Origin of the sequence: Amycolatopsis thermophila, from assembly GCF_030814215.1 — a bacterium.
In the GTDB taxonomy this organism is placed as follows: Bacteria; Actinomycetota; Actinomycetes; order Mycobacteriales; family Pseudonocardiaceae; genus Amycolatopsis_E; species Amycolatopsis_E thermophila.
This window is the reverse complement of record NZ_JAUSUT010000001.1, coordinates 1510734-1532340: the sequence shown is the minus strand read 5'-3', so window position 1 is coordinate 1532340 and position 21607 is coordinate 1510734. Positions and strand designations below refer to the sequence as shown.

Sequence of the window (21607 nt, the reverse complement as noted above, 5' to 3'; positions counted from 1 at the left end):
GTACTTCGCCGAGGCGAGGCCCACCGCCAACCCGACCTCAGGCCGCCACCGGTTCGGGGCCTCGCTCGAACTCGATGGTGGCGCGTTTCACATCCGAGTCCAGCAGAGGACGGTACTTGTCGGTCCCGGTGAGGTGCGTCAGGAAGAACGCGGTGAACAACGCGCGCACCAGCGCCTGCGTCCGGTGCTGCGGCTTGCCGTGCAGCAGCCGCTGGCTCCAGTGGCTCCCCTCGGTCACCGCGAGGTGCGTCGACTTGTTGAGTTTCCGGTACTGGACCGGCCCGCCCCACGCCTTGGCGATCGCCTCCGCGTTGCCGATCGCGGGGGCCACCAGGTCGCCGTCTGCGGCCAAGTGCAGGCCCGGAACCGTGACGGAAGCCGCCGCCGCCGTCGCCGAGGGCAGGGTCTGCGCCGCCGCGAACGTGGCCACCGCGCGGACCCCACCCACCGCCCGGGCCTCACCCGCGGCGCGGGCCGCCACCGCTCCGGCCTCACCAGCGGCGCGGGCGACCGCCCCGGCCGCACCCGCCGCCGCGAGCACCGCCGAACCGCCACCGGTCGAATGCCCCGCCACACCGAGCCGCGCCGGGTCGACGCTGATGCTGTCCGGCCCCAGCCGCACACCGGTCACGATGTCGAGCGTCGTGCGCAGGTCGGCGGCCAGCAGGCGGTGCGACGGCAGCGGCCCCAGCTGCGTGGCCGGCGCCGCGGCGACGACGCCCCAGCTCGCCAGGTGGCTCAGCAGCCCGCGGTAGCGCCCCGGCGGCTGCAGCCACCCGTGGCCGAACGCGACGGCCGGCAGGCCCAGGCCGCTCCGTGGGGTGAAGACCACACCGGGCAATCCGGCGAGCGCGAGGTTGCCCCGCAGCACCTCGTGCGGTCCCGCGTGCGACAGCTCTTCGAGCAGCTCCTTGGGCTTGCTGACCATGGTCGAGAGCTTAGGGCAGCGCGCCCCGCCGCGGCTGCGCAACATCCTCCGGAAGCGCGGTTTCCCCCGCGGTGGAGATGAGCCGGGGGAGCGCACCCCGTATCCCTCGTTAGGCTGGTGGCGTGTGCGGAATCGTGGGATATGTCGGTCACCGGCAGGCGCTGGACGTCGTGCTCGGCGGGCTGCGCCGGATGGAGTACCGAGGCTATGACTCGGCCGGGGTGGCCGTGCTGGACGGCGCGGGCGCGCTGACCGTCGAGCGCAAGGCCGGCCGCCTGGCCAACCTGGAGGGCGCCCTCGCCGAAACCGGTCTCGACCGGTTCGCCGGCACCGCGGGCATGGGGCACACCCGCTGGGCCACCCACGGCGCCCCGATCGACCGCAACTCGCACCCGCACCGCGACGCCACCGAGCGCGTCGCCGTCGTGCACAACGGCATCATCGAGAACTTCGCCGCCCTGCGCGCCGAGCTGGAGGCCGACGGCGTCGAGATGTCCAGCGACACCGACACCGAGACCGCCGCCCACCTGGTGGCCCGCGCCTACGCCGACGGACCCACCGCCGGGGACCTGCCCGGCAGCGTCCGCGCCGTGTGCCGCCGCCTCGAGGGCGCGTTCACCCTGGTCGTGACCCACGCGGACCAGCCGGACATGATCGTCGCCGCCCGCCGGTCCTCGCCGCTGGTCGTCGGCGTCGGTGCGGGTGAGCACTTCGTCGCCTCCGACGTGTCGGCCTTCATCGAGCACACGCGCGAGGCCGTGGAGCTGGGGCAGGACCAGGTCGTCGTCATCAGCCGCGAGGGCTACGACATCAGCGACTTCGCCGGCGAGCCCGCGCAGGGCAAGCCGTTCACGGTCAACTGGGACCTCTCCGCCGCCGAGAAGGGCGGCCACGAGTACTTCATGCTCAAGGAGATCGAGGAGCAGCCCGAGGCGCTGGCGAACACGCTGCGCGGGCACTTCGACAAGGGCCGGGTCATCCTCGACGAGCAGCGCCTGTCCGACCAGGACCTGCGCGAGGTCGACAAGGTGTTCGTCGTCGCCTGCGGGTCGGCCTACCACTCCGGTCTGGTCGCGAAGTACGCGATCGAGCACTGGTGCCGCCTGCCGGTCGAGGTCGAGCTGGCCAGTGAGTTCCGCTACCGCGACCCGGTGCTCGACCGGGACACCCTGGTCGTCGCCGTGTCCCAGTCCGGCGAGACCGCCGACACGCTCGAAGCGATCCGGCACGCCCGCGACCAGAAGGCGCGCGTGCTGGCCGTCTGCAACACCAACGGCGCGCAGATCCCGCGCGAGTCCGACGCGGTGCTCTACACGCACGCCGGTCCGGAGGTCGGCGTCGCGGCGACGAAGACGTTCCTGTCGCAGCTCGCCGCGAACTACCTCGTCGGTCTCGCGCTCGCGCAGGCCCGCGGCACCAAGTACCCGGACGAGGTGGCGCGCGAGTTCGCCGAGCTGGAGGCCATGCCGGCGGCCGTGCACAAGGCGCTGTCCACTGTGGACCAGGTGCGTGAGCTGTCCCGCGGCATCGCCGACTCGAAGGCGGTGCTGTTCCTGGGCAGGCACGTCGGTTACCCGGTGGCGCTGGAGGGTGCGCTCAAGCTCAAGGAGCTGGCGTACATGCACGCCGAGGCGTTCGCCGCGGGCGAGCTCAAGCACGGCCCGATCGCGCTGATCGAGGAGGGCCTGCCGGTCGTCGTGGTGATGCCGTCGCCGAAGGGCCGCGCGGTGCTGCACGCCAAGCTGGTGTCCAACATCAGCGAGATCCAGGCGCGCGGTGCCCGCACGATCGTCATCGCCGAGGAGGGCGACGACACCGTGCGCCCGTTCGCCGACGAGCTGATCGAGGTCCCGGCGGTGCCGACCCTGTTGCAGCCGCTGGTCTCGACGGTTCCGCTGCAGGTGCTGTCGGCCGAAATCGCGCGCTCGCGTGGTTACGACGTCGACAAGCCGCGCAACCTGGCGAAGTCCGTCACCGTCGAGTAGGGCCGGCCGCTAGCCTCGACCCGTGCGAGGTTTCTGGACCACCGAGCGAATCCGCGCGGCCGAGGAGCGCCTGCTGGCCGTCACGCCCGAAGGCGCGCTGATGCACAAGGCCGCGTTCGCGGTCTCCGTGCACGCCGCCGACATGCTGGCCGAGCACACCGGGAAGGTGTCCGGGTGTCGCGTCGTGCTCCTCGTCGGCGCGGGCAACAACGGCGGTGACGCGTTGTGGGCCGGGGCGTTCCTGCGGCGCCGCAACGTCGGCGTGACCGCGGTCCTGCTCAAGCCGGAGAAGGCGCACGCCGCGGGTCTCGCGGCCCTGCGCCGCGGAGGAGGCCGCATCGTGGGGGCCGACGACGGTCCGCGCGCGCTGCAAGCCGCGGACCTGGTGATCGACGGCATCGTGGGCCTGTCCGCGCACGGCGGTCTGCGCCCGGAGGCGGCGGCGCTGCTCGAGCACGTCAGCGCGCCGGTCCTGGCGGTCGACCTGCCCAGCGGCGTCGAACCGGACACCGGCGCGGTGCCGGGCGACGCGGTGACGGCCACCCGCACGGTCACCTTCGGCGCCCGCAAACCGGTGCACGTCCTCAACCCGGACCGCTGCGGCCGGGTCGAGTTCGTCGAGCTCGGCCTGGACCTCGGCGAGCCGGACCTGCGGCAACTGGATCCGGTCGACGTCGGCCTGGCCTGGCCGCTGCCCGGTCCGGACGACGACAAGTACAGCCAGGGCGTCACCGGCATCGCGGCCGGCTCGGCGACCTACCCGGGTGCGGCGGTGCTCGCGACCGGGTCCGCGGTGCTGGGCACCTCCGGCATGGTGCGCTACGCCGGCCCGGCGGCCGACGTCGTGCGCTCGCGCTGGCCGGAGGTCGTGGCCACCGGTTCGGTGACCGACGCCGGACGCGCGCAGGCGTGGGTGGTCGGGCCGGGGATCGGCACCGGGCGCGAGGGCCGCGAGGTGCTCACCCACGTCCTCGCCGCCGGGGTGCCGGTGTGCGCGGACGCCGACGCGACCACGCTGATGGCCCAGCAGCCCGGCGTCCTCGACGCCCGCGACCCGGACACCCCGCTGGTCCTGACCCCGCACGCGGGCGAGTTCGAACGGCTCATGGGGCGGCCGCCGGGCGAGGACCGGGTGGCGTCGGTGCGCGAGGCCGCGGCGAAGTACGACGCGGTCGTGCTGCTCAAGGGCAACGTGACGATCATCGCCGACCCGGATGGGCGCGTGCTGGTGAACGTCGCGCGCGGGTCCTGGCTGGCCACGGCGGGCTCCGGGGACGTGCTGTCCGGCCTGGTCGGGGCGCTGCTCGCGAGCGGGCTCGACCCGTGGCTCGCGGCCGGGTGCGCCGCGTACGTGCATTCGCTGGCCGGGGATCTGGCCGCGCGCGGGGTGCCGGTGTCGGCGAGTGGGGTTCTGGCGGCGATCCCGGACGCGATCCGGCAGGTACGGGCGCTTTAGTTATCGAGTTTTGTGTTAAGTTCGTGCGGTGGACGACTCGATGAAGGTCGCGGTGCTGCACGGGATCCACGACATCCGGATCGAAGAGCGGCCCGTTCCGCGGCCCGCGCCGGACGAGGTCCTGATCCGCGTCTCCTCCGTCGGCACCTGCGGGTCGGACGTGCACTACTACGAGCACGGCCGGATCGGCGACTTCGTCGTGGAGCAACCCCTGGTCCTCGGGCACGAGCCCAGCGGGGTCGTCGTCGCCCGCGGCCGGGACGCGCACCGGCACGAGATCGGCGCGCGCGTCGCGCTCGAACCGGGCGTGCCGTGCTCGGTGTGCGCCGAGTGCAAGGCCGGCCGCTACAACCTCTGCCCGCGCATGCGGTTCTTCGGCACGCCGCCGGTCGACGGCGCGTTCTGCGAGTACGTGGTGCTGCGTGAGGACTTCGCGCACCCGGTCCCCGACACCCTGAGCGACGACGCGGCCGCTCTGCTCGAACCGCTGTCCGTGGGCGTGTGGGCGAGCCGGAAGTCGCGCATCGCGCCCGGCAGCCGCGTCCTGATCACCGGCGCGGGCCCGATCGGCCTGGTCGCCACGCAGACCGCCCGCGCCTTCGGGGCGAGCGAAGTCGTGGTCACCGACGTGAACCCGCGCCGCCTGCGGGTCGCCGAGGAGCTGGGCGCGACGGGCACCATCGACGTCTCGCGCGACAGCCTCGCCGACGCCGGTTTCACCCCGGACGTGCTGCTGGAATGCTCCGGCGTGCCGGCCGCGGCCGCGCAGGCGATCCGCACGGTCGGGCGCGCGGGGCGGGTCGTGCTCGTCGGCATGGGCGGCGACGAACTGCCGCTGCCGCTGTCGCACGTGCAGAACTCCGAGATCGAGGTCACCGGCACGTTCCGGTACGCCAACACCTGGCCGACGGCGATCGCGCTCGCCGCGGGCGAGGTCGACCTGGACGCGCTCGTCACCCACCGCTTCGGCCTGGACGAGGTCGAGCAGGCGCTGACCGTCGCCGCGAAGGACGACTCGGTGATCAAGGCGGTCGTGCGTGCCTAGACCGCCGGACGCCGAGGTCGAGCAGCGCCGCCAGGACGTCCTCAGGCACGTCATCGACTGCGGTGAGGTCCGCATCGACCGGCTGACCGAGCAGTTCGGGGTCAGCCTGATGACGATGCACCGCGACCTCGACGACCTCGCCGAGCGGCGGTTGCTGCGCAAGCTGCGCGGCAAGGTCGCGGCCTACCCCGCGCTGACCATGGAGACGGCCAAGCGCTTTCGCGAGAACCTCAACCTGCCGGTGAAGGAAGCGCTGTCCGCGCTGGCGTTCGCGGAGGTGCGCGGCGGGCAGACGGTGTTCGTCGACGACTCGACGACCCTGTTCCCGCTGGTCCGCCGGTTCGCCGGCCCGCTGTCGGTGATCACGAACTCGCTGGAGGAGGCGCGGATCCTCGGCGCCGACGAGAGCATCGAGGTCCGGTTGCTCGGCGGCCGCTACACCGAGTTCGACTCGTGCGCCGGGCCGGACACGGTCGCCGCGCTGCGCCGGATGCGGGCGGACGTCGGGTTCGTCTCCGCGACCGCGATCGCCGGCGGGCGGCTGTACCACCCGGTGCGGGAGTACGCGGAGCTGAAGACGGCGGCGCTGGCCGCGTGCGCGCGGAACGTGCTGGTCGTGGACCACTCGAAGTTCGGGCGGACCGCGACGCACGCCTACGGCGACGTCGGCGCCTACGACCTGGTCGTCACCGACGAAGGAACGCCCGCCGAGGAGATCGCCGCGATGCGCGGCCTCGGCGTCGAGGTGCTGGTTGCCGAACTCCGGGAGGAATCATGACGGACAAGCCGACGCTCGTGGCCGGGGTCGACTCCTCCACGCAGTCCACGAAGATCGTCGTGTGCGACGCGGCGACCGGCGCGGTGGTGCGCACCGGACGGGCCGCGCACCCGGACGCGACCGAGGTGGACCCGCGGGAGTGGTGGCGGGCTTTCGGCGAGGCGAGCGACGGCCTGCTGGACGGCGTCGCCGCGATCGGTGTCGGCGGTCAGCAGCACGGCATGGTCACGCTCGACGAGGACGGTTCCGTGGTGCGGCCGGCGTTGCTGTGGAACGACACCCGGTCCGGCCAGGCGGCCGAGGACCTGACGCGGGAGCTCGGCGGGCCTGCGGTGTGGGCGGAGGCCGTGGGGTCGGTGCCCGTGGCGAGCTTCACCGTGACCAAGCTGCGGTGGCTGGCCGAGAACGAGCCCGGGGCGGCCGACCGCGTGGCCCGAGTGGTGCTGCCGCACGACTGGCTGACGTGGCGCCTGACCGGTGGCGAACCGGTGACCGACCGGGGCGACGCGTCCGGCACCGGGTACTTCTCGCCCGCCGAGGGGACCTACCGGCGGGACATCCTCAAGCACGCGTTCGGCGGTCGCGACCCCGAGCTGCCGCGGGTGATCGGACCGTCCGAAGTGGCGGGCGAGACCCCGGATGGTGTGCTGGTCTCGGCCGGGACGGGCGACAACATGGCCGCGGCGCTCGCGCTCGGCTTGGGCGAGGGCGACGTGGTCGTGTCGCTGGGCACGAGCGGGACGGTGTTCGGGGTCAGCGAGACGGCGCCCGCGGATGCGACGGGCCTGGTCGCCGGTTTCGCCGACGCGACGGGCAGGTTCCTGCCGCTGGCCTGCACCCTGAACGCGGCGCGGGTGCTCACCGCGACGGCCCACATGCTGGGCACGGACCTCGCCGGACTGGACCGGCTGGCGCTGGCCGCCTCGCCGGGCGCCGACGGCCTGACCCTGCTGCCGTACCTGGACGGCGAGCGCACGCCCAACCTGCCCTCCGCGGCGGGTTCGCTGCACGGCCTGCGGCGGGCGAACATGACCCCGGAGAACCTGGCCCGCGCGGCGGTCGAGGGGATGTTGTGCGGGTTGTCGGCCGGGCTGGACGCGGTGGCGGCGCACGGCCTGGCCGTCCGGCGGGTGCTGCTGATCGGCGGGGCGGCCCAGTCCGCAGCGGTGCGCGCCGTGGCGCCGATCGTGTTCGGGGTGCCGGTGGTGATCCCGGAGCCGGCCGAGCACGTGGCCCTGGGCGCCGCCCGGCAAGCCGCGTGGGCGCTGGCCGGGGGCGCGGAGCCGCCGGCGTGGGAGTCGAAGGCGCAGGTGACGCTCGACGGGCCGGCGTCGCCCGAGGCCGGGGAGGAGATCCGGGGCCGTCACCTGGCGGCCCGGCAGCTGGTGCACCACGTGCCGGTGGCAGGCGCCTGATCGACGCCGCCCGGCGACGCCGGGCGCGACCCCGCCGGTACCGCGCGGTGTCGCCCGCCCGAAGGGCGCCCACTATCCCGGACGTGGGAAAATGGGCGCCGATGAGCCCCGATCTCCCCCGTGCCGAGGTTGTTGTCGACCTGGCTGCCGTGCGCCACAACGTCGCCCTGCTCGCGAGCCGGGCGGCGGCTTCCGGTGCCGCCACGATGGCCGTCGTCAAGGCCGACGGCTACGGTCACGGCGCCGTGCCCGTGGCGCGCGCCGCGCTCGAGAGCGGGGCGACCTGGCTGGGGGCCTGCTCGCTGGGCGAGGCGCTCGCCCTCCGCGAGGCCGGCCTCACCGCCCCCATCCTGTCCTGGCTCGACCTGCCGGACGTCGACTTCGCGCCGGGCATCGCCGCCGACGTCGACCTCGCCGCCAGTTCGCCGGCCGAACTCGCCCGCATCGCCGAAGCCGCGGCGCGCACCGGAAAACGCGCCCGCGTCCACCTCAAGATCGACACCGGCCTGTCCCGCAACGGCTGCCCCCTGGCGGACTGGCCCGCTCTGGTCGAGCAAGCCGTCGACCCGCGCATCGAGGTCGTCGCCATCTGGTCGCACCTCGCGTGCGCCGACGAGCCCGGCCACCCGTCGATCGACCAGCAGGCCGAGCGCTTCGACGCCGCCTACCGCATCGCGCTTGAGGCGGGCCTGAACCCGGCGCGGCACATCGCGAACTCCGCCGCCACCCTCAACCGCCCGGACCTGCACTTCGACCTCGTCCGCCCGGGCATCGCGATCTACGGCCTCAACCCCAACCCGGAACCCGAGGACCTGCGCCCGGTCATGACGTTCCGCTCCTCGGTCGTGCTCACCAAGCGGATCAAGGCCGGCGAGTCCGTCTCCTATGGACACACGTGGACCGCCGCGCGCGACACCACCCTGGCCCTCGTGCCCGCCGGGTACGCGGACGGTGTCCCGCGCACGCTCTCCGGCCGGATGGACGTGTGGCTGCACGGGAAACGCCGCCCGGTGGCCGGGCGCGTGTGCATGGACCAGTTCGTCGTCGACTGCGGTGACGACGAGCCGGAGCCGGGCGCCGAGGTGATCCTGTTCGGCAACGGCGACCGCGGCGAGCCGACCGCGCGGGAGTGGGCCGACAAGATCGGCACCATCGACTACGAGATCGTCACCGGGATGTACCGGCCCCGGATCCGGCGCCGCTACGTGGGGGAGGACGGCTGATGGTGTCCCGCCGCATGCTCACCGTGCTCGGCGGTGCCGCGGCGCTGGTGACCGGGACGGCGGCGGCCACGATCGCGGTGACCGCCCAGCAGCGCCAGCGCGACCACCTGGCCACCGAACCGCTCGGCGCGCTGGAAGCGGACCGCACCTCGACCGTGGCCGCCGACGACGGCACGCCGCTGTCGGTGTCGGAGATCGACCCGGCCGACGGTGGCGAACCCGAGCTGACCGTGGTGGGCGTGCACGGGTTCGCGTTGTCGCAGCTGAGCTGGCACTTCCAGCGCCGCGACCTGGCGTCGCTCACGTTGCCGCGCGTCCGGCAGGTCTACTACGACCACCGCGGCCACGGCACCTCCGGCCCGGCCAGCGAGAAAGCCAGCACCATCGAGCAGCTGGCCAGGGACCTGGACGCGGTGCTGCGCGCGGTCACGCCCGAGGGGCCGATCGTGCTTTTGGGCCACTCCATGGGCGGCATGGTGATCATGGAGCTGGCGCAGCAGAACCCGGACCTGTTCGCCGACCGCATCTGCGGGGTCGCGTTCATCGCGACCGCCGCGGGCGAGGTGGGCCGCAAGGGCCTGCCGCGCGGGCTGCTGTCCAAGTACAACCCGCTCACCCGCGGCGTCGGTGAGCTCGCCGGGTGGCAGCCGGGGCTGGTGGAGTTCGTGCGCGCCGCGGGCGGGCAGCTGACCCGGCAGGCCGTGCGGCTGCTGGCGTTCGGTTCCCGCGACGTCGACCCGCGGCTGGTCGACTTCATGCTCGAGATGCTGGCCGTGACCTCGGTGAAGGAGCTGGTCGGTTTCGTCGACACGCTCGGCAGCCACAACCGGTACGCCGCGCTCGCCGGTCTGAAGCACGTCCACGTGCTGGTGATCGGCGGGGACACCGACCGGTTCACGCCGTACTCGCACGCGGAGCGGATCGCGGCCGAGCTGCCGGACGCGGAGCTGGTGCGGGTGCGCGGAGCCGGGCACATGGTGCAGCTCGAACAACCCGAGGTGGTCAACAGTCACCTCATCGACCTGGTACAGCGATGCGCGGGTGTGGCCGACGAAGGCCGCCCGGGCCGGATGTGGCGGTGGTTGAACCAATGAGCATCCAGTTACCGACAGCCGAGGACACCGTGGCGTTCGGCGAATCCCTCGGCCGGACCCTGCGGGCGGGCGACCTCGTGCTGCTCGCCGGACCGCTCGGCGCGGGCAAGACCGTGCTGACGCGCGGCATCGCGGCCGGGCTGGGCGTGTCCGGGCGGGTCAGTTCGCCGACGTTCGTGCTGGCGCGCGTGCACCCGGCGGGGGAGCGGGGCGTGCCACTGGTGCACGTCGACGCCTACCGGCTGGGTGGCGACCTCGCGCAGCTCGACGACCTCGACCTGGACACCGACCTGGAGGCGTCGGCGGTGGTCGTGGAGTGGGGCGAGGGCTCGGCGGAGCGGTTGTCGACGGACTACCTGGTGGTGCGGCTGGTGCGGCGGCCCGACGACGTGCGCGAGCTGACCCTGGAGCCGCACGGGTCGTGGGCCGAGCGCGTCCCCGAGCTGGTGGGCTGAATGGGCCGCGCGGTCGTCATCGAAGGGCCGGGCAAGCTGAGCGTCGTCCGGGCGGAGCCGGAGGAGCCGGGGCACGGCGAGGTCGTCGTCCGCGTCGCGTGGTCGGGCATCTGCGGGTCGGACCGCGAGGTGCTGGCCGGGACGCGGCCGGAGGGGTTCGTGCGGTACCCCGTGGTGCCGGGGCACGAGTGGTCCGGCACGGTCGTCGAGCTGGGGCCGGGCACCGATCCGGACCTGCTGGGCAAACCGGTGGTGGGCGAGGGGTTCCGCAACTGCGGCCGGTGCGCCGCGTGCCGTCGCGGCGACACGACCCTGTGCGCCGCCGAGTACGACGAAACCGGTTTCACCCAGCCCGGCGCGTGGGCCGACGAGCTGCGGATCCCCGCGCGGCTGCTGCACGTCCTGCCCGACGACGCCGACCTGCGCGCGGCTGCGCTGCTGGAACCGGCGGCCTGCATGGCGGCGGCGGCGCTGCAGGCCGCGGTGGTGCCGGGCGAGCGGGTCGCGGTGATCGGCGGCGGCACGCTCGGCCTGCTGGCCACCCAGCTGCTCGCTGCGAGCGGTCCCGCCGAACTGCTGGTGGTCGACCCGCGGGCGTCGCGGGCCCCGCTGGCGTCGTCCTGCGGGGCGACGGGTTTCTGTTCGCCGGGTGCGGCGCCCGGCGGGTTCGACGTGGTCGTGGAGGCCGCGGGCGCCCCCGGCACGGGCCGGCAGGCGGTGCGGATGACCCGCCGCGGCGGCCGGGTCGTCCTGACCGGTCTGGCCGGTCACGAGACGGAACCGCTCGCCCCGGCGGACCTGGTCACGGCCGCCGTGACGGTCTACACCGTGTTCGGCGCGCCGTCGCGGGCCTGGACGCACGCGGTGCGCACCTTCGCGGCCGGCCTGCTCGACCCCGCGCTGCTGATCACGCACGAGTTCCCGCTGGAGGACGCCGAGCGCGCGCTGCAGCTGCTGAGCTTCCCGGACGCGGAGGCCGGGAAGGTGCTGCTGCACCCCTAGCGCCGGTCCACGATTCCCCGCGCGATGCCGAGATCCACCAGGTCCTGCGGGCGCAGCCGGAGCTGGTTCGCGGTCGCCGGGACTTCCTCGGGCGGGCGCTTCAGGATGGACGCCGCCGCTTCCGGAGAGGTCACCGAGAAGTAGCTGTCCGGCGTCACCCACGTCCGTTCGGGGTGGGCGAACGCCAGCGCGCCGCCGGAACCGCCCTCCCCGATCACCAGCGTCGTCACCGGCACCCGTGCGCCGGCGACGGCGGCGAACAGCTCCGCGATCGCCGCGCCGGCACCGGACCGTTCGGCCGCCGGGTCGTTCGCCGCGCCGGGGGTGTCGACCAGCGTGAGCACCGGGATTCCGAGGCGGTCCGCGAGCCGGACCAGCCGCGCGGCCGTCCGGAACCCCGAGGGCAGCGTCGGCGTTCCGCACTGCGCGGCGTAGGCGACCGCGATGCCCTCGCGCATCCCGAACCCGCACCGGACACCGGGATCCACCCCGCCGCACCGATCACCGCTGATGTCCTCGCGCCAGTCGAAGTAGGCGTCCAAATAGGACTCCGCGCGCGGTCGCGCAGCCGCCCGCGCCGCCCGCACGGCCGCCCACCCGTCCGTGGGCAGATCGATGGCCCCGAGCGCGGCGGGCGGTGGGGCCGGCTGCCCGTCCGCGCCCGTCAGCAGCGACAACCACCGGCCCAGCCGCTCGGCGAGGTCCCCGGCCGGCACGATCTGGTCGACGTGCCCCGACGCCAGTTGCGACTCCGCGGTGTAGGCCGAGGCGTCACCCTCCGGGCGCACCCGCGACCCGGCGAACCCGACCTGCGCGCCGGGCAGGGCCAGGGTCACGTCCGCCCCGGCCCCGAGCGTCGCCCAGCCGCCGCCGGTCGTCGGGTCCCGGACCACCGCGACCTGCGGCAGCCCGTCCGCCCTGGTCAGCGCTGCCTGGCGGGCGATCCGCTGCAACTGGGACAGCGCGGCCATGCCCTCCTGCATCCGGCTGCCCCCGGTCGCGATCATCGACACCACCGGCGTCCGCAGCTCCCGCGCCCGGGTGAACGCGGCCTCGATCCGGTCGCCGGTCCGCCGCCCGAGCGATCCCCCGAGGAACCCGAACTCCCACGCGATCACGGTCGCCTCGGTGTCGCCGAACTTGCCGACGCCGCAGACCACCGACTCTGCTTCGCCGGTTCGCTCGACGGCCCGGGCACGCGCGTCGTCATAGCCCGGCCAGCCGATCGGACCGTCCACGCCGGACTCGTCCGGAGTGGACACGGGCAGCTCGGTGAACCCGGAGCACACCGAGTCGATCACGGTGCGGGCGGACTCACGCATTCAGCGCCCGCTTCATGACCTTGCCCATGTCGTTGCGCGGCAGGGCATCCAGGAACCGCACGACCCGCGGCCGCTTGTGCGGCGACAGCAGCCGCGCGACGTGGTCGGCCAGCTCCTGCTCCGCGGGCGGCTCACCGGAGGGCACGATCCACGCCACGATCCGCTCGCCGAGGTCGGGGTCCGGTTCGCCGGTGACCGCGGCCTCGGCCACGCCCGGGTGTTCCAGCAGCGCGTTCTCGATCTCCCCGGCGCCGATCTTGTAGCCGCCGCTCTTGATCAGGTCCGTGGCCTTGCGGCCGACGATCCGGTAGTAGCCGTCGGCGTCCCGCGTCGCCATGTCGCCGGTGCGGAACCAGCCGTCGGCGAACACCTCGGCCGTCGCGTCCGGCCGGTTCAGGTACTCGGTGAACAGGTTCGGCCCGCGCACGTGGATCTCGCCGACGGTCTCGCCGTCGCTGGCCTCGATCACGGCACCCGACTCGTCCACCAGCCGTGCCTCGACCCCGCGCAGCGGCACGCCGACGGTGCCCGGTTTGCGCTCGCCGTCGGCGCGGACGCTGGTGTTCATCAGCGTCTCGCTCATGCCGTAGCGCTCCACCACCTGCTGCCCGGTCGCGGCGCGGATGCGTTCGTGGTCGTGCACCGGCAGCGCGGCCGACCCGGACACCAGCAGCCGGGCCTTGCTCAGGGCCTGCGCCAGCTCGGGGTTGGTGCCCACCTCCTCCGCGATCCGGTGGTACATCGTGGGCACGCCGAACATCATCGTCGCCTCGGTCGCCAGCTCGCGGGCGATGACCTCGGTGGAGAAGCGGCCGGCGTGGTGCACGGTGCCGCCGCGGCGCAGCGGACCGAGGATCCCGAGGATCAGGCCGTGCACGTGGAACAGCGGCAGGGCGTGGACGAGCACGTCGTCCGCGGTCCACTGCCAGGCGTCCTCCAGCGCGTCGAGGGTGCTGGAGAGGGCACGCCGGGGGAGCACGACACCCTTGGGTGGACCGGTGGTCCCCGACGTGTACACGATCAGGGCGGGCGCCTCGTCGTCCGGCTCGTCGGGCAGGTCGCCCGGGCTGCCGACCAGCGCGACCTGCTGGCGCGGGAGGGAGGCCAGCCGCTCCGGCAGCTTCGCGCCCGGTGCGCTCAGGACCAGGGACGGGGCGCTGTCGTTGACGATGTGGTCGAGTTCGCGCTCACCGATCTTCGGGTTGACCGGCACCGCCGGGATCCCCGCGAGCAGCGCCGCGACGACGGCGACACTCGTGTGGATGGTCGGCGTCGCCCACACGGCCACCCTGGTGGGTGATTGGGCGCGCAGTTCACGGGCGAGTGAACCGGCGATCGCGGCCAGCTCGGCGTAGTCGAGGGAGGTCTCGCCGAAGCGCAGCGCCTCCTTCTCCGGTGGCTCCGCGAGGGCCGGGATGAACCGTTCGGGCACGGGAACTCCTTACTTGTCAGCCGAAGCCGGGCACGATGAAGACGAGCCAGACCACGGCGGGTACCACGGCGACCATGATGCCGCCGTAGACGAGCAGCTGCCGGAAGAAGGCATCGCGGTCCACCTCGCGGGCGTTGGCCAGCACGAGCGCGCCGTTGGTGGAGAACGGGCTGACGTCGACCACCGTCGCCGACACCGCGAGCGCGCAGATCATGCCGACCGGGCCGACGGTGCCGAGCGCGAGGAACGGCACCGCGAGCGGGATGAGCGCGCCCATGATCCCGACCGAGGACGCGAACGCCGACACGATCGCGCCGATGTAGCAGAGCAACAGCGCGGCGAGCAGGGGCGCGCCGATGCCGCCGACGCGCTGGCCGGCCCAGTCGATCGTGCCCATCTCCTGCAGGACCCCGACGTAGGTCAGCACGCCGCAGATCAGCAGCACGGTCGGCCAGGTGACTTCGCCGACGGCCTTCTTGCTGGTCGCGGGCCAGACCACGCTGAGCACGACGGCGAGCGTCATCGCGGTCAGGCCGACGTCGAGGTCGAACACCAGGGTCGCGACGACCAGCACGACGAGGCTCGCGAGGGTCGCCGCGCGGGGCGCGTCCAGGCGGAGGCGCTGCGGGGCTTCGACTCTCGCCGAGCCGGCCGGGGGCGAGCTCGGCGTGCCTGCGGCGACGAGTTCACGCTCCGGGGTGACCGCGTGGACCAGCTGCTTGCGGCGGAGGAGCACGAACACGACGGCCGCGATCACCAGGTTGACCACGAAGCTGGCCAGGAAGAGCGTGAGCTCGCTGCCGGGGAGGTGCTCGCGGGCGACGATGCCGTTGACGATCGTGCCGTAGACGCTGATCGGTGAGAACCCGCCGGCCTGCGCGCCGTGGACGACCATCGCGCCCATGAGCAGCGGGTGGATGCCGTACTGGGCGGCGAAGCCGAGCGCGACGGGCGCGACGATGGCGACCGCGGCCGGGCTGACCGCGCCGATCGCGGTGAGGACCGCGGTGATCGCGAAGGTGACCCAGGGGATCAGCGCGACGCGGCCGCGCACGAGCCGGACGGCGGCGTCGACCAGCCAGTCCGTGGTGCCGTTGGCGCGGGCGATGGCGAACAGGAAGGTGACGCCGACGAGAACGACGAAGAGGTCGCCGGGGAAGCCGGCGAAGATCTCGTCGGCGTCCATGCTCGCGGCCAGCGTGCCGACGCCGAACGCGGCCGCGAAGGACAGCACCCCCATGTTGATCGAACGGGTCGTCGCGATCACGAAGACGACCGCCAGGACGAGGATCGAGATCAGCTCAGCGGACATTCGGGAACTCCCGGCGTTGGGAATCAAAAGTGGCTGAGTGGCTGAACCACTTTGCGGCTCAGCCACTCAGCCTGTCAAGTCCGTCGGTACGCTTCGGGACGTGTCCGACGCACTGAGTCCGATGGCCCGGCCGCGCCTGTACGAGCAGGTTCTCGAGCGGCTGCGGGCTTATGCCGCCGATGCCGGGTTGCGCGCCGGTGACCGGTTGCCGGCCGAGCGTGAACTGGCGCAGCGGCTGGGGGTGAGCCGGGCGTCGGTGAAGCAGGCGATCGTCGTGCTGGCGGTGCAGGGCCTGGTCGAGACGCGGCACGGCGGCGGGACGTACCTGGTGCGGGACACGCTGGCCGCCGAGCCGGTGGAGCGGATGGTCGAGCGCCGCCGTCGGTTGCCCGACGTGCTGGACGCGCGCGAGGCGCTGGAGACGAAGCTGGCCGAGCTGGCCGCGATGCGCCGCACGGACGAGGACCTGGCCGCGGTGGAGTCCGCGCTGGAGTTCATGGCGTCGGAACTGGCCGACGGCGGAGCCGGCGTCGAGGGTGACCGCCGGTTCCACGCGGCCGTGACCGGGGCCGCGCACAGCGCCCTGCTGGCCGAGTTCATGGGCGCGATAGCCGACCAGATCACCGAGAGCCGCACCGAGTCGCTCCGCCAGCCCGGGCGGCCGCCCCGGTCGCTGGAGCAGCACATCCGGATCGCCGAGGCGATCCGGGACCGCAACCCGGCAGCCGCCTCCACCGCGATGCGCGAGCACCTCCGCACGGTCGCCGAGGTGCGGCTGCTCTCCTGGGACCCGGACACGGACTGAGGTCGCGGGCCCTCCCCGTCGGTCGGCGCCGCCGGGGCTCGCCGTTCCCGCCCGGTCGGCGCGGCTGGGGCTCGTGGTTTCCGCGTGGCGGGTGCGGCTGGGGCTCGTGGTTTCCGCGTGGCGGGTGCGGCTGGGGCTCGTGGTTTCCGTGCGGTGGGCGCGGCAGGGGCTTGCCGCCCCCGTCCGCCGGGGCGGCAGCTGCTTGCAGTCCCCGTCGGCCGGCGCCCCAGGGGCTTGCCGCCCGGCCGGTGCCGCAGGGGCGTGCCCCTCCCGCCCGGCCGGCGCCCCAGGGACTCGCCTCCCCCGCCCGGTCGCGATCACGGGCTCCCAGGGGTTCCGTCTCGCCACGCCGCGGCTCGTGAGCAACCGCCCGCGCTCCGGCGGTCCCCCCATCCGCTGTTGCCTGATCCCGGCCCGTGCCGGCCACCCCCACCCGCCCGATCGAGCACGCGTCGACCGCTGTCACCCGGAGCCGGTACCCGGCGGCGCCCGGTGATGTGGCACCTCACCAGACCTCCCCCGCCCCTCAGTCGCCCGTGGTCGCGAAGCGGGCAGGAGAGGCCCCGGTGACCGATCGACGCCCGACGGGCGCCAGCTCAGCCCGGTAACCGCAGGTCGCCGGGCAGCCCGTACTCTGGAGAGCTGTGCTGGTACTGGCTCTGGACACGTCGACGCCCGCGGTGACCGCCGGGGTCGCCGACCTCGCTGCGGACGTCACCGTGCTCGCCGAGCGGGTGACGCTCGACGCGCGCGCACACGGCGAACTCATCACCCCGCACGCCCTGGACACGACCCGGGAAGCGGGTGTCACCCTCCAGGACCTCGCGGCGATCGTCGTCGGCGCCGGGCCGGGGCCGTTCACCGGTCTGCGGGCGGGTCTGGCCACCGCCGCCGCCCTCGGGCACGCCCTCGGCATCCCGGTCCACCCGGTCTGCAGCCTCGACGCGATCGCCCGGCAGGTCCCCGCCGGCGAGCCGTTCCACGTCATCACCGACGCCCGCCGCCGCGAGGTCTACTGGGCCGCCTACGACGCCACCGGCGCCCGCACCGATGGACCGCACGTGCAGCCGCCCGCGGAGCTGACCGTCACGCGAGCCGCCGGTGACGGGGCCCGCCTCCACGCCGAGAAGCTCGGCGCGGAGGTCATCGAGCCGTACTACCCGAACACCGCCGGTCTCGTCCACGCCGCCCGGGCCGCGCTGACCAGCAACGCCCAGCCCGCCCCGCTCACGCCGCTCTACCTGCGACGCCCGGACGCCGTCGAGCCAGGCGCGCGGAAGCGGGTGACCACGTCGTGAAGCTCGGCAAGCTGCGCCGCAAGGACATCCCGCGCTGCGTGGAGATCGAGAAGGTGCTGTTCGCGGGCGACGACCCGTGGAGTTCCCGCGCCTTCCACAGCGAGCTGGACTCCGGCGGGTACTACCTCGGCGCGTACACGCCGGAGGACGTCCTCGTCGGCTACGCGGGGCTCGCGGTCGTCGGGAGCCGCGGCGATTACGAGGCGAGCGTTCACACCATCGGGGTCGACCCCGCCTACCAGGGGCAGGGCATCGGCACCGCGCTGCTGCGCGCGCTGCTCGCCCGCGCGGACGAGGTGCAGGCGCCGGTGTTCCTCGAGGTTCGCACCGACAACGACCGCGCGCAGGACCTGTACCGGCGGCACGGTTTCGAGCAGATCGGTCTGCGCAAGCGCTACTACCACCCGTCCGGCGCGGACGCGTACACGATGATGCGCCCGGCCGTGAGCAAGCAGGAGGTGGGCTGATGCCCCGCATCATCCTCGGCATCGAAAGCTCCTGCGACGAGACCGGCGTCGGTCTCGTGCGCCTGCACGACGACGGCACCGTCGAGCTGCTCGCCGACGAGGTCGCCTCGAGCGTTGAGCAGCACGCCCGCTTCGGCGGTGTCGTGCCCGAGGTCGCCAGCCGCGCCCACCTCGAGGCGATGGTGCCGACCGCCGAGCGCGCGTTCGCGACCGCCGGGCTCGGGCTGTCCGATGTGGACGCCATTGCGGTGACCGCCGGACCCGGGTTGGCCGGTGCGCTGCTGGTCGGCGTCTCGGCGGCGAAGGCCTACGCGGCGGCGCTGGACGTCCCGCTCTACGGGGTCAACCACCTGGCGGGTCACATCGCGGTGGACACCCTGCAGCACGGGCCGTTGCCCGAACCGTGCCTGGCGCTGCTGGTGTCCGGTGGGCACACGCAGTTGTTGCGAGTGGACGACATCGCGGGCGGGATCACCGAAATCGGGTCCACTGTGGATGACGCGGCCGGGGAGGCCTACGACAAGGTGGCGCGCGTGCTCGGGCTGCCGTACCCGGGTGGCCCGCCGATCGACAAGGCCGCGAAGGAGGGCAACCCCGCGGCGATCGACTTCCCGCGCGGCATGACCGGCCCCCGCGACGCGAAGTTCGACTTCTCGTTCTCCGGCTTGAAGACCGCGGTGGCGCGGTGGGTGGAGAACGCGGAGCGACGCGGCGAGGACATCCCGGTCAACGACGTGGCGGCGTCCTTCCAGGAGGCGGTGGCCGACGTCCTGACCGCGAAGGCCGTGCGGGCGGCGACGGAGATGGGCATCGGGACGCTGGTGATCTCCGGCGGGGTGGCCGCGAACTCGCGCCTGGCCGGCCTCGCACGAGATCGCTGTGCGGCGGCGGGCATCGAGGTGCGCGTCCCGCGGCCCCGGCTGTGCACCGACAACGGCGCGATGATCGCCGCGCTGGGGGCGCACGTCGTGGCGGCGGGCCGGAAGCCCTCGGCGCTGGACCTCTCGGCGAACCCGGCGCTGCCGGTGGAGATCGTTTCGCTCGAGGCCTGATTCGGCGGGATGACCAGAGCTGCACGCCCGTGCCCTGCGCGTAGGGCAGGTGCCTGCCGAGCGTGCCGCCGGTGGCGAGTGCCGGCAGGCCGCCCAGGCCCCCACATGCGGGCGGCGGCGGTGCGGCCGAAGCGGTCGGCGGCGCGGAGGGGACATCGTTTCGCTTGAGGCCTGAGCTGGCGGGATGACCAGAGCTGCACGTCCGCCCCTTGCGTGTAGGGCAGGTGCCTGCCGAGCGCGCCGCCGGCGGTGAGTGTCAGCAGGCCGCCCAGGTCCCACGTGCGGGCGGCGGCGGTGTGGCCGGTGCGGTTGGCGGCGCGGAGGGAAATCGTTTCGCTTGAGGCCTGATTCGGCGGAGCGGCTTTGCCGCCTTGAGTCCCTTGGATTGGGGTCCGGTTGCGGCTCCTATCGATTGTCTGGTCGACCGGTCCGGTGGCTGAGCCACTGAACCGAGGAGGAACCGCGCCCAGACGACTGGTCGAGTGGCTGAGCCACTGGCGCGCACCTCCAATGTCGAGGCGACCACCAGTGGTGAAGTGGCTCAGCCAGTTGCCCACCCACCTGCCCACCGCGGGAGGCGGCGGGAAGCGGTGCGAGCAAGGAGAGGCAACCGGGCCTCAGGGACTCGTGCGGGCCACCACCACGTCGTCGAGCTGGACGAAGGCCACTCGATGGCCGAACTGGATCTGCACGTACTTCGTGGCGCCGCGGACGACCACGTGGGACGCCGGGTCGAAGGTCGTCGCCCAGAAGTATTCGCTCTCCAGCGTCGGGCCGGCCGCGTACTTCTGGCCCGCGGCCAGCGTGTACGGCAACGGCACGATCTCCTGCGGCGTGATCCCCTCCGGGTAGGCCGCCGCCTCCGGATACGCCCGCCCGTACACCGGGATCGACGACAACCCCGGCCGCGGCGTCACCACCTGCCCGAGCACCGGCACCACCCCCGACGAGCGCAACCAGCCCTTCTGCCCGAGGAACCACACCGCGGTCCACTCGCCGCGCGTCTCCGCCACCGCGTACCGCTGCCCGGTCGACGCCCGGCTGCCGACGTCGGAAATCGCCGCCGTCGACGGTCCGCCGTCCGGGTGCAGACCGGCATCCGCCAGCAGGGGAGCGTCGTCCCGGGGCTCGGTGCGCAAGAACACCGCCGACGAACCGCGCGCCGGGCACGCGGCACCGGGCGCCGACGCATCGCACCCCGTGTACCCCGCCGGGTTGGACGCGAAATCCGGCTTGATCATCACCAGCCCGGTCGGCTGCCGCACCGGTCGCGCGTTCAGCGGCGCGCCCAGCAGGTCGAAGTAGTGCGCCCAGTCCCAGTACGGCGCCGGGTCCCAGTGCATCCCCGCCACCGTCTCCGGCGTCGTGCCGGGCACGTTGTCGTGGCCGATGATGTGCTCGCGGTCGAGCGGGATCCGGTACTTCGCGGCCAGGAACCTCACCAGCTGCGCCGACGCGCGGTACATCGCCTCCGTGTACCAGCTGCCCTGGGCCGCGAAGCCCTCGTGCTCCACGCCGATCGACTTCGCGTTGACGTACCAGTTGCCGGCGTGCCAGCCGACGTCCTTGGTCAGCACGTGCTGGGCGACGTGCCCGTCCGTGGAGCGCAGCGTGTAGTGCCACGCCAGGTACGTCGGGTCCTGCACCAGGCCGATCGCCGCGTCGTAGGTGCACTCGGTGTCGTGGATGACGATGTGGGTGATCTTCTGCGAGTGCGGCCGCTCGGCCTTGTCGTAGTTGCCGTAGTTGCCGTCGCCGAGGTCCTGGTACGGCGCCGGGATCCACTCGACGGCCAGCCCGGGCGGGGCCTCCGCCGCACCCTCGGCGACCGCGGCCAGCCCGAGCGCCCGCACCTGCTCGCGTTGCGGCGACACCGGAATCGCCGGGAGGGTCACCGCCTGCCCGTCGTCGGTCGTGCGGTGAGCGCCCGCGGCGATCGTCGCGAACACCTCGTCCGCGAAGAACGTCGCCGCGCCCGTGTCGGACGCCCCGCTGTAGCGGGCGACCGCGCCGTACCAGCCGGCCGGCCCGTCCGCGCGCACGCCGAGTTCGCGCTGGTACTGAGCCAGAACCGCCGCGCCACCGCGGATGTTCTGCACCGGGTCGGTGCGGAGCGTGGCGGCGTCCACCCCGGTCAGCGACGCGGCGAGGTCCACCGTCTGCAGCGCCGCCGACCTCCGTGGCGCGAGCACCCCCCGGGCGAGGTCGCCGCGCGGGTCCTCGGCGCCCTTGTCGTGGTGGCTGCCCCCGGCCGCGACCGCCCGCAGGTCCGTCAGGTGCATCGGACCGAACCCGGCGCTGGTGCTCGGCGCGCCACCGTGGGAGTCCCAGCGGGACTTCAGATACGACACGCCGAGCAGCACGGACTCCGGAACGCCGAACTCCGCCGCCGCGTCCGCGAACGCCCGTTGCCGCGCGGAACCCGCGGCGGCCGACGCGCCGGGAGCGGCGACCACAGCCGCCCCGGCCGTGCCGGCGGCCAGCGCGCGCAGGGCACCGCGGCGGGTGAACGACGTCATGCTGCCTCCCTCAGAGAAT

At 73.8% G+C, this 21607-nt stretch carries 18 protein-coding genes; 13 read left to right on the top strand and 5 right to left on the bottom strand.

All coding sequences use genetic code 11. The features are described 5' to 3' along the window. Positions 1–37: 37 nt before the first annotated feature. Entirely contained in the window at positions 38–928 is an 891-nt protein-coding gene (locus FB470_RS07520; protein WP_306989812.1) for an alpha/beta hydrolase family protein, read from the bottom strand. A gap of 122 nt (positions 929–1050) precedes the next feature. On the opposite strand from FB470_RS07520, the gene glmS reads away from it, so the two are divergent. From glmS to FB470_RS07475, 9 genes are all read left to right on the top strand, one after another. Continuing rightward, positions 1051–2913, top strand: coding sequence for a glutamine--fructose-6-phosphate transaminase (isomerizing) (gene glmS, locus FB470_RS07515; protein WP_306989811.1), 1863 nt, complete (start codon positions 1051–1053; stop codon positions 2911–2913). Positions 2914–2935: 22 nt separating this feature from the next. Beyond that, entirely contained in the window at positions 2936–4369 is a 1434-nt protein-coding gene (locus FB470_RS07510) for an NAD(P)H-hydrate dehydratase (RefSeq protein ID WP_306989810.1), read from the top strand. Between the two features lie 28 nt (positions 4370–4397). Next, the gene (locus FB470_RS07505; protein WP_306989808.1) at positions 4398–5414 is read left to right on the top strand and encodes an NAD(P)-dependent alcohol dehydrogenase; all 1017 of its coding nucleotides are present in this window, start codon (positions 4398–4400) and stop codon (positions 5412–5414) included. After that, positions 5407–6192 carry a DeoR/GlpR family DNA-binding transcription regulator gene (locus FB470_RS07500; protein ID WP_306989807.1) on the top strand — a complete coding sequence of 262 codons (786 nt, stop codon included), beginning with the start codon at positions 5407–5409 and terminating at the stop codon, positions 6190–6192. Before FB470_RS07505 ends, FB470_RS07500 begins: the two co-directional genes overlap by 8 nt. After that, positions 6189–7607 (top strand): xylulokinase, encoded by a 1419-nt coding sequence (gene xylB, locus FB470_RS07495; protein WP_306989805.1) that lies wholly within the window; start codon positions 6189–6191, stop codon positions 7605–7607. The genes FB470_RS07500 and xylB overlap by 4 nt, the downstream gene beginning before the upstream one ends. Positions 7608–7708: 101 nt before the next feature. After that, complete coding sequence (gene alr / locus FB470_RS07490; RefSeq protein ID WP_306989804.1) at positions 7709–8830, top strand: alanine racemase; 1122 nt, start codon at positions 7709–7711, stop codon at positions 8828–8830. Further along, positions 8830–9924, top strand: coding sequence for an alpha/beta fold hydrolase (locus tag FB470_RS07485; protein ID WP_306989803.1), 1095 nt, complete (start codon positions 8830–8832; stop codon positions 9922–9924). Before alr ends, FB470_RS07485 begins: the two co-directional genes overlap by 1 nt. Beyond that, a complete protein-coding gene (tsaE, locus tag FB470_RS07480; RefSeq protein ID WP_306989802.1) occupies positions 9921–10379 on the top strand; it encodes a tRNA (adenosine(37)-N6)-threonylcarbamoyltransferase complex ATPase subunit type 1 TsaE in 459 nt (152 codons plus the stop codon). Before FB470_RS07485 ends, tsaE begins: the two co-directional genes overlap by 4 nt. After that, positions 10380–11381 carry a zinc-dependent alcohol dehydrogenase gene (locus FB470_RS07475; RefSeq protein ID WP_306989801.1) on the top strand — a complete coding sequence of 334 codons (1002 nt, stop codon included), beginning with the start codon at positions 10380–10382 and terminating at the stop codon, positions 11379–11381. On the opposite strand, the gene FB470_RS07470 is transcribed toward FB470_RS07475, so the two are convergent. From FB470_RS07470 to FB470_RS07460, 3 genes are read right to left on the bottom strand one after another with little or no spacing between them, the layout of a single operon-like run. Beyond that, on the bottom strand, positions 11378–12703 hold the full coding sequence (locus tag FB470_RS07470; protein ID WP_306989800.1) for a carboxyl transferase domain-containing protein: 1326 nt from the start codon (positions 12701–12703) through the stop codon (positions 11378–11380). The two genes, FB470_RS07475 and FB470_RS07470, sit on opposite strands and share 4 nt — an antisense overlap. Beyond that, positions 12696–14135 carry an acyl-CoA synthetase gene (locus tag FB470_RS07465; RefSeq protein ID WP_306989799.1) on the bottom strand — a complete coding sequence of 480 codons (1440 nt, stop codon included), beginning with the start codon at positions 14133–14135 and terminating at the stop codon, positions 12696–12698. Before FB470_RS07465 ends, FB470_RS07470 begins: the two co-directional genes overlap by 8 nt. A 16-nt stretch (positions 14136–14151) precedes the next feature. Next, positions 14152–15447, bottom strand: coding sequence for an SLC13 family permease (locus tag FB470_RS07460; RefSeq protein ID WP_306989797.1), 1296 nt, complete (start codon positions 15445–15447; stop codon positions 14152–14154). A 100-nt stretch (positions 15448–15547) separates the two neighbouring features. On the opposite strand from FB470_RS07460, the gene FB470_RS07455 reads away from it, so the two are divergent. The 4 genes from FB470_RS07455 (at position 15548) to tsaD (ending at position 19069) form a co-directional block, all read left to right on the top strand. After that, a complete protein-coding gene (locus FB470_RS07455; RefSeq protein WP_306989796.1) occupies positions 15548–16252 on the top strand; it encodes a FadR/GntR family transcriptional regulator in 705 nt (234 codons plus the stop codon). 644 nt (positions 16253–16896) lie between these two features. Beyond that, complete coding sequence (tsaB, locus tag FB470_RS07450) at positions 16897–17550, top strand: tRNA (adenosine(37)-N6)-threonylcarbamoyltransferase complex dimerization subunit type 1 TsaB (protein ID WP_306989795.1); 654 nt, start codon at positions 16897–16899, stop codon at positions 17548–17550. After that, positions 17547–18017, top strand: coding sequence for a ribosomal protein S18-alanine N-acetyltransferase (gene rimI, locus FB470_RS07445; RefSeq protein WP_306989794.1), 471 nt, complete (start codon positions 17547–17549; stop codon positions 18015–18017). Before tsaB ends, rimI begins: the two co-directional genes overlap by 4 nt. Then, on the top strand, positions 18017–19069 hold the full coding sequence (gene tsaD / locus FB470_RS07440; protein WP_306989793.1) for a tRNA (adenosine(37)-N6)-threonylcarbamoyltransferase complex transferase subunit TsaD: 1053 nt from the start codon (positions 18017–18019) through the stop codon (positions 19067–19069). The genes rimI and tsaD overlap by 1 nt, the downstream gene beginning before the upstream one ends. Positions 19070–19686: 617 nt before the next feature. Here tsaD and FB470_RS07435 read toward each other — a convergent pair. Next, positions 19687–21588, bottom strand: coding sequence for an N-acetylmuramoyl-L-alanine amidase (locus FB470_RS07435; protein WP_306989792.1), 1902 nt, complete (start codon positions 21586–21588; stop codon positions 19687–19689). Positions 21589–21607 lie beyond the last annotated feature (19 nt).

What these genes read in the sequence shown, in the direction of transcription:
- FB470_RS07520 (WP_306989812.1), bottom strand. Translation starts at nt 928, where the DNA reads ATGGTCAGCAAGCCCAAGGAGCTGCTCGAAGAGCTGTCGCACGCGGGA.
- xylB (WP_306989805.1), top strand. Translation starts at nt 6,189, where the DNA reads ATGACGGACAAGCCGACGCTCGTGGCCGGGGTCGACTCCTCCACGCAG.
- alr (WP_306989804.1), top strand. Translation starts at nt 7,709, where the DNA reads ATGAGCCCCGATCTCCCCCGTGCCGAGGTTGTTGTCGACCTGGCTGCC.
- FB470_RS07485 (WP_306989803.1), top strand. Translation starts at nt 8,830, where the DNA reads ATGGTGTCCCGCCGCATGCTCACCGTGCTCGGCGGTGCCGCGGCGCTG.
- tsaE (WP_306989802.1), top strand. Translation starts at nt 9,921, where the DNA reads ATGAGCATCCAGTTACCGACAGCCGAGGACACCGTGGCGTTCGGCGAA.
- FB470_RS07475 (WP_306989801.1), top strand. Translation starts at nt 10,380, where the DNA reads ATGGGCCGCGCGGTCGTCATCGAAGGGCCGGGCAAGCTGAGCGTCGTC.
- FB470_RS07470 (WP_306989800.1), bottom strand. Translation starts at nt 12,703, where the DNA reads ATGCGTGAGTCCGCCCGCACCGTGATCGACTCGGTGTGCTCCGGGTTC.
- FB470_RS07460 (WP_306989797.1), bottom strand. Translation starts at nt 15,447, where the DNA reads ATGTCCGCTGAGCTGATCTCGATCCTCGTCCTGGCGGTCGTCTTCGTG.
- tsaD (WP_306989793.1), top strand. Translation starts at nt 18,017, where the DNA reads ATGCCCCGCATCATCCTCGGCATCGAAAGCTCCTGCGACGAGACCGGC.
- FB470_RS07435 (WP_306989792.1), bottom strand. Translation starts at nt 21,588, where the DNA reads ATGACGTCGTTCACCCGCCGCGGTGCCCTGCGCGCGCTGGCCGCCGGC.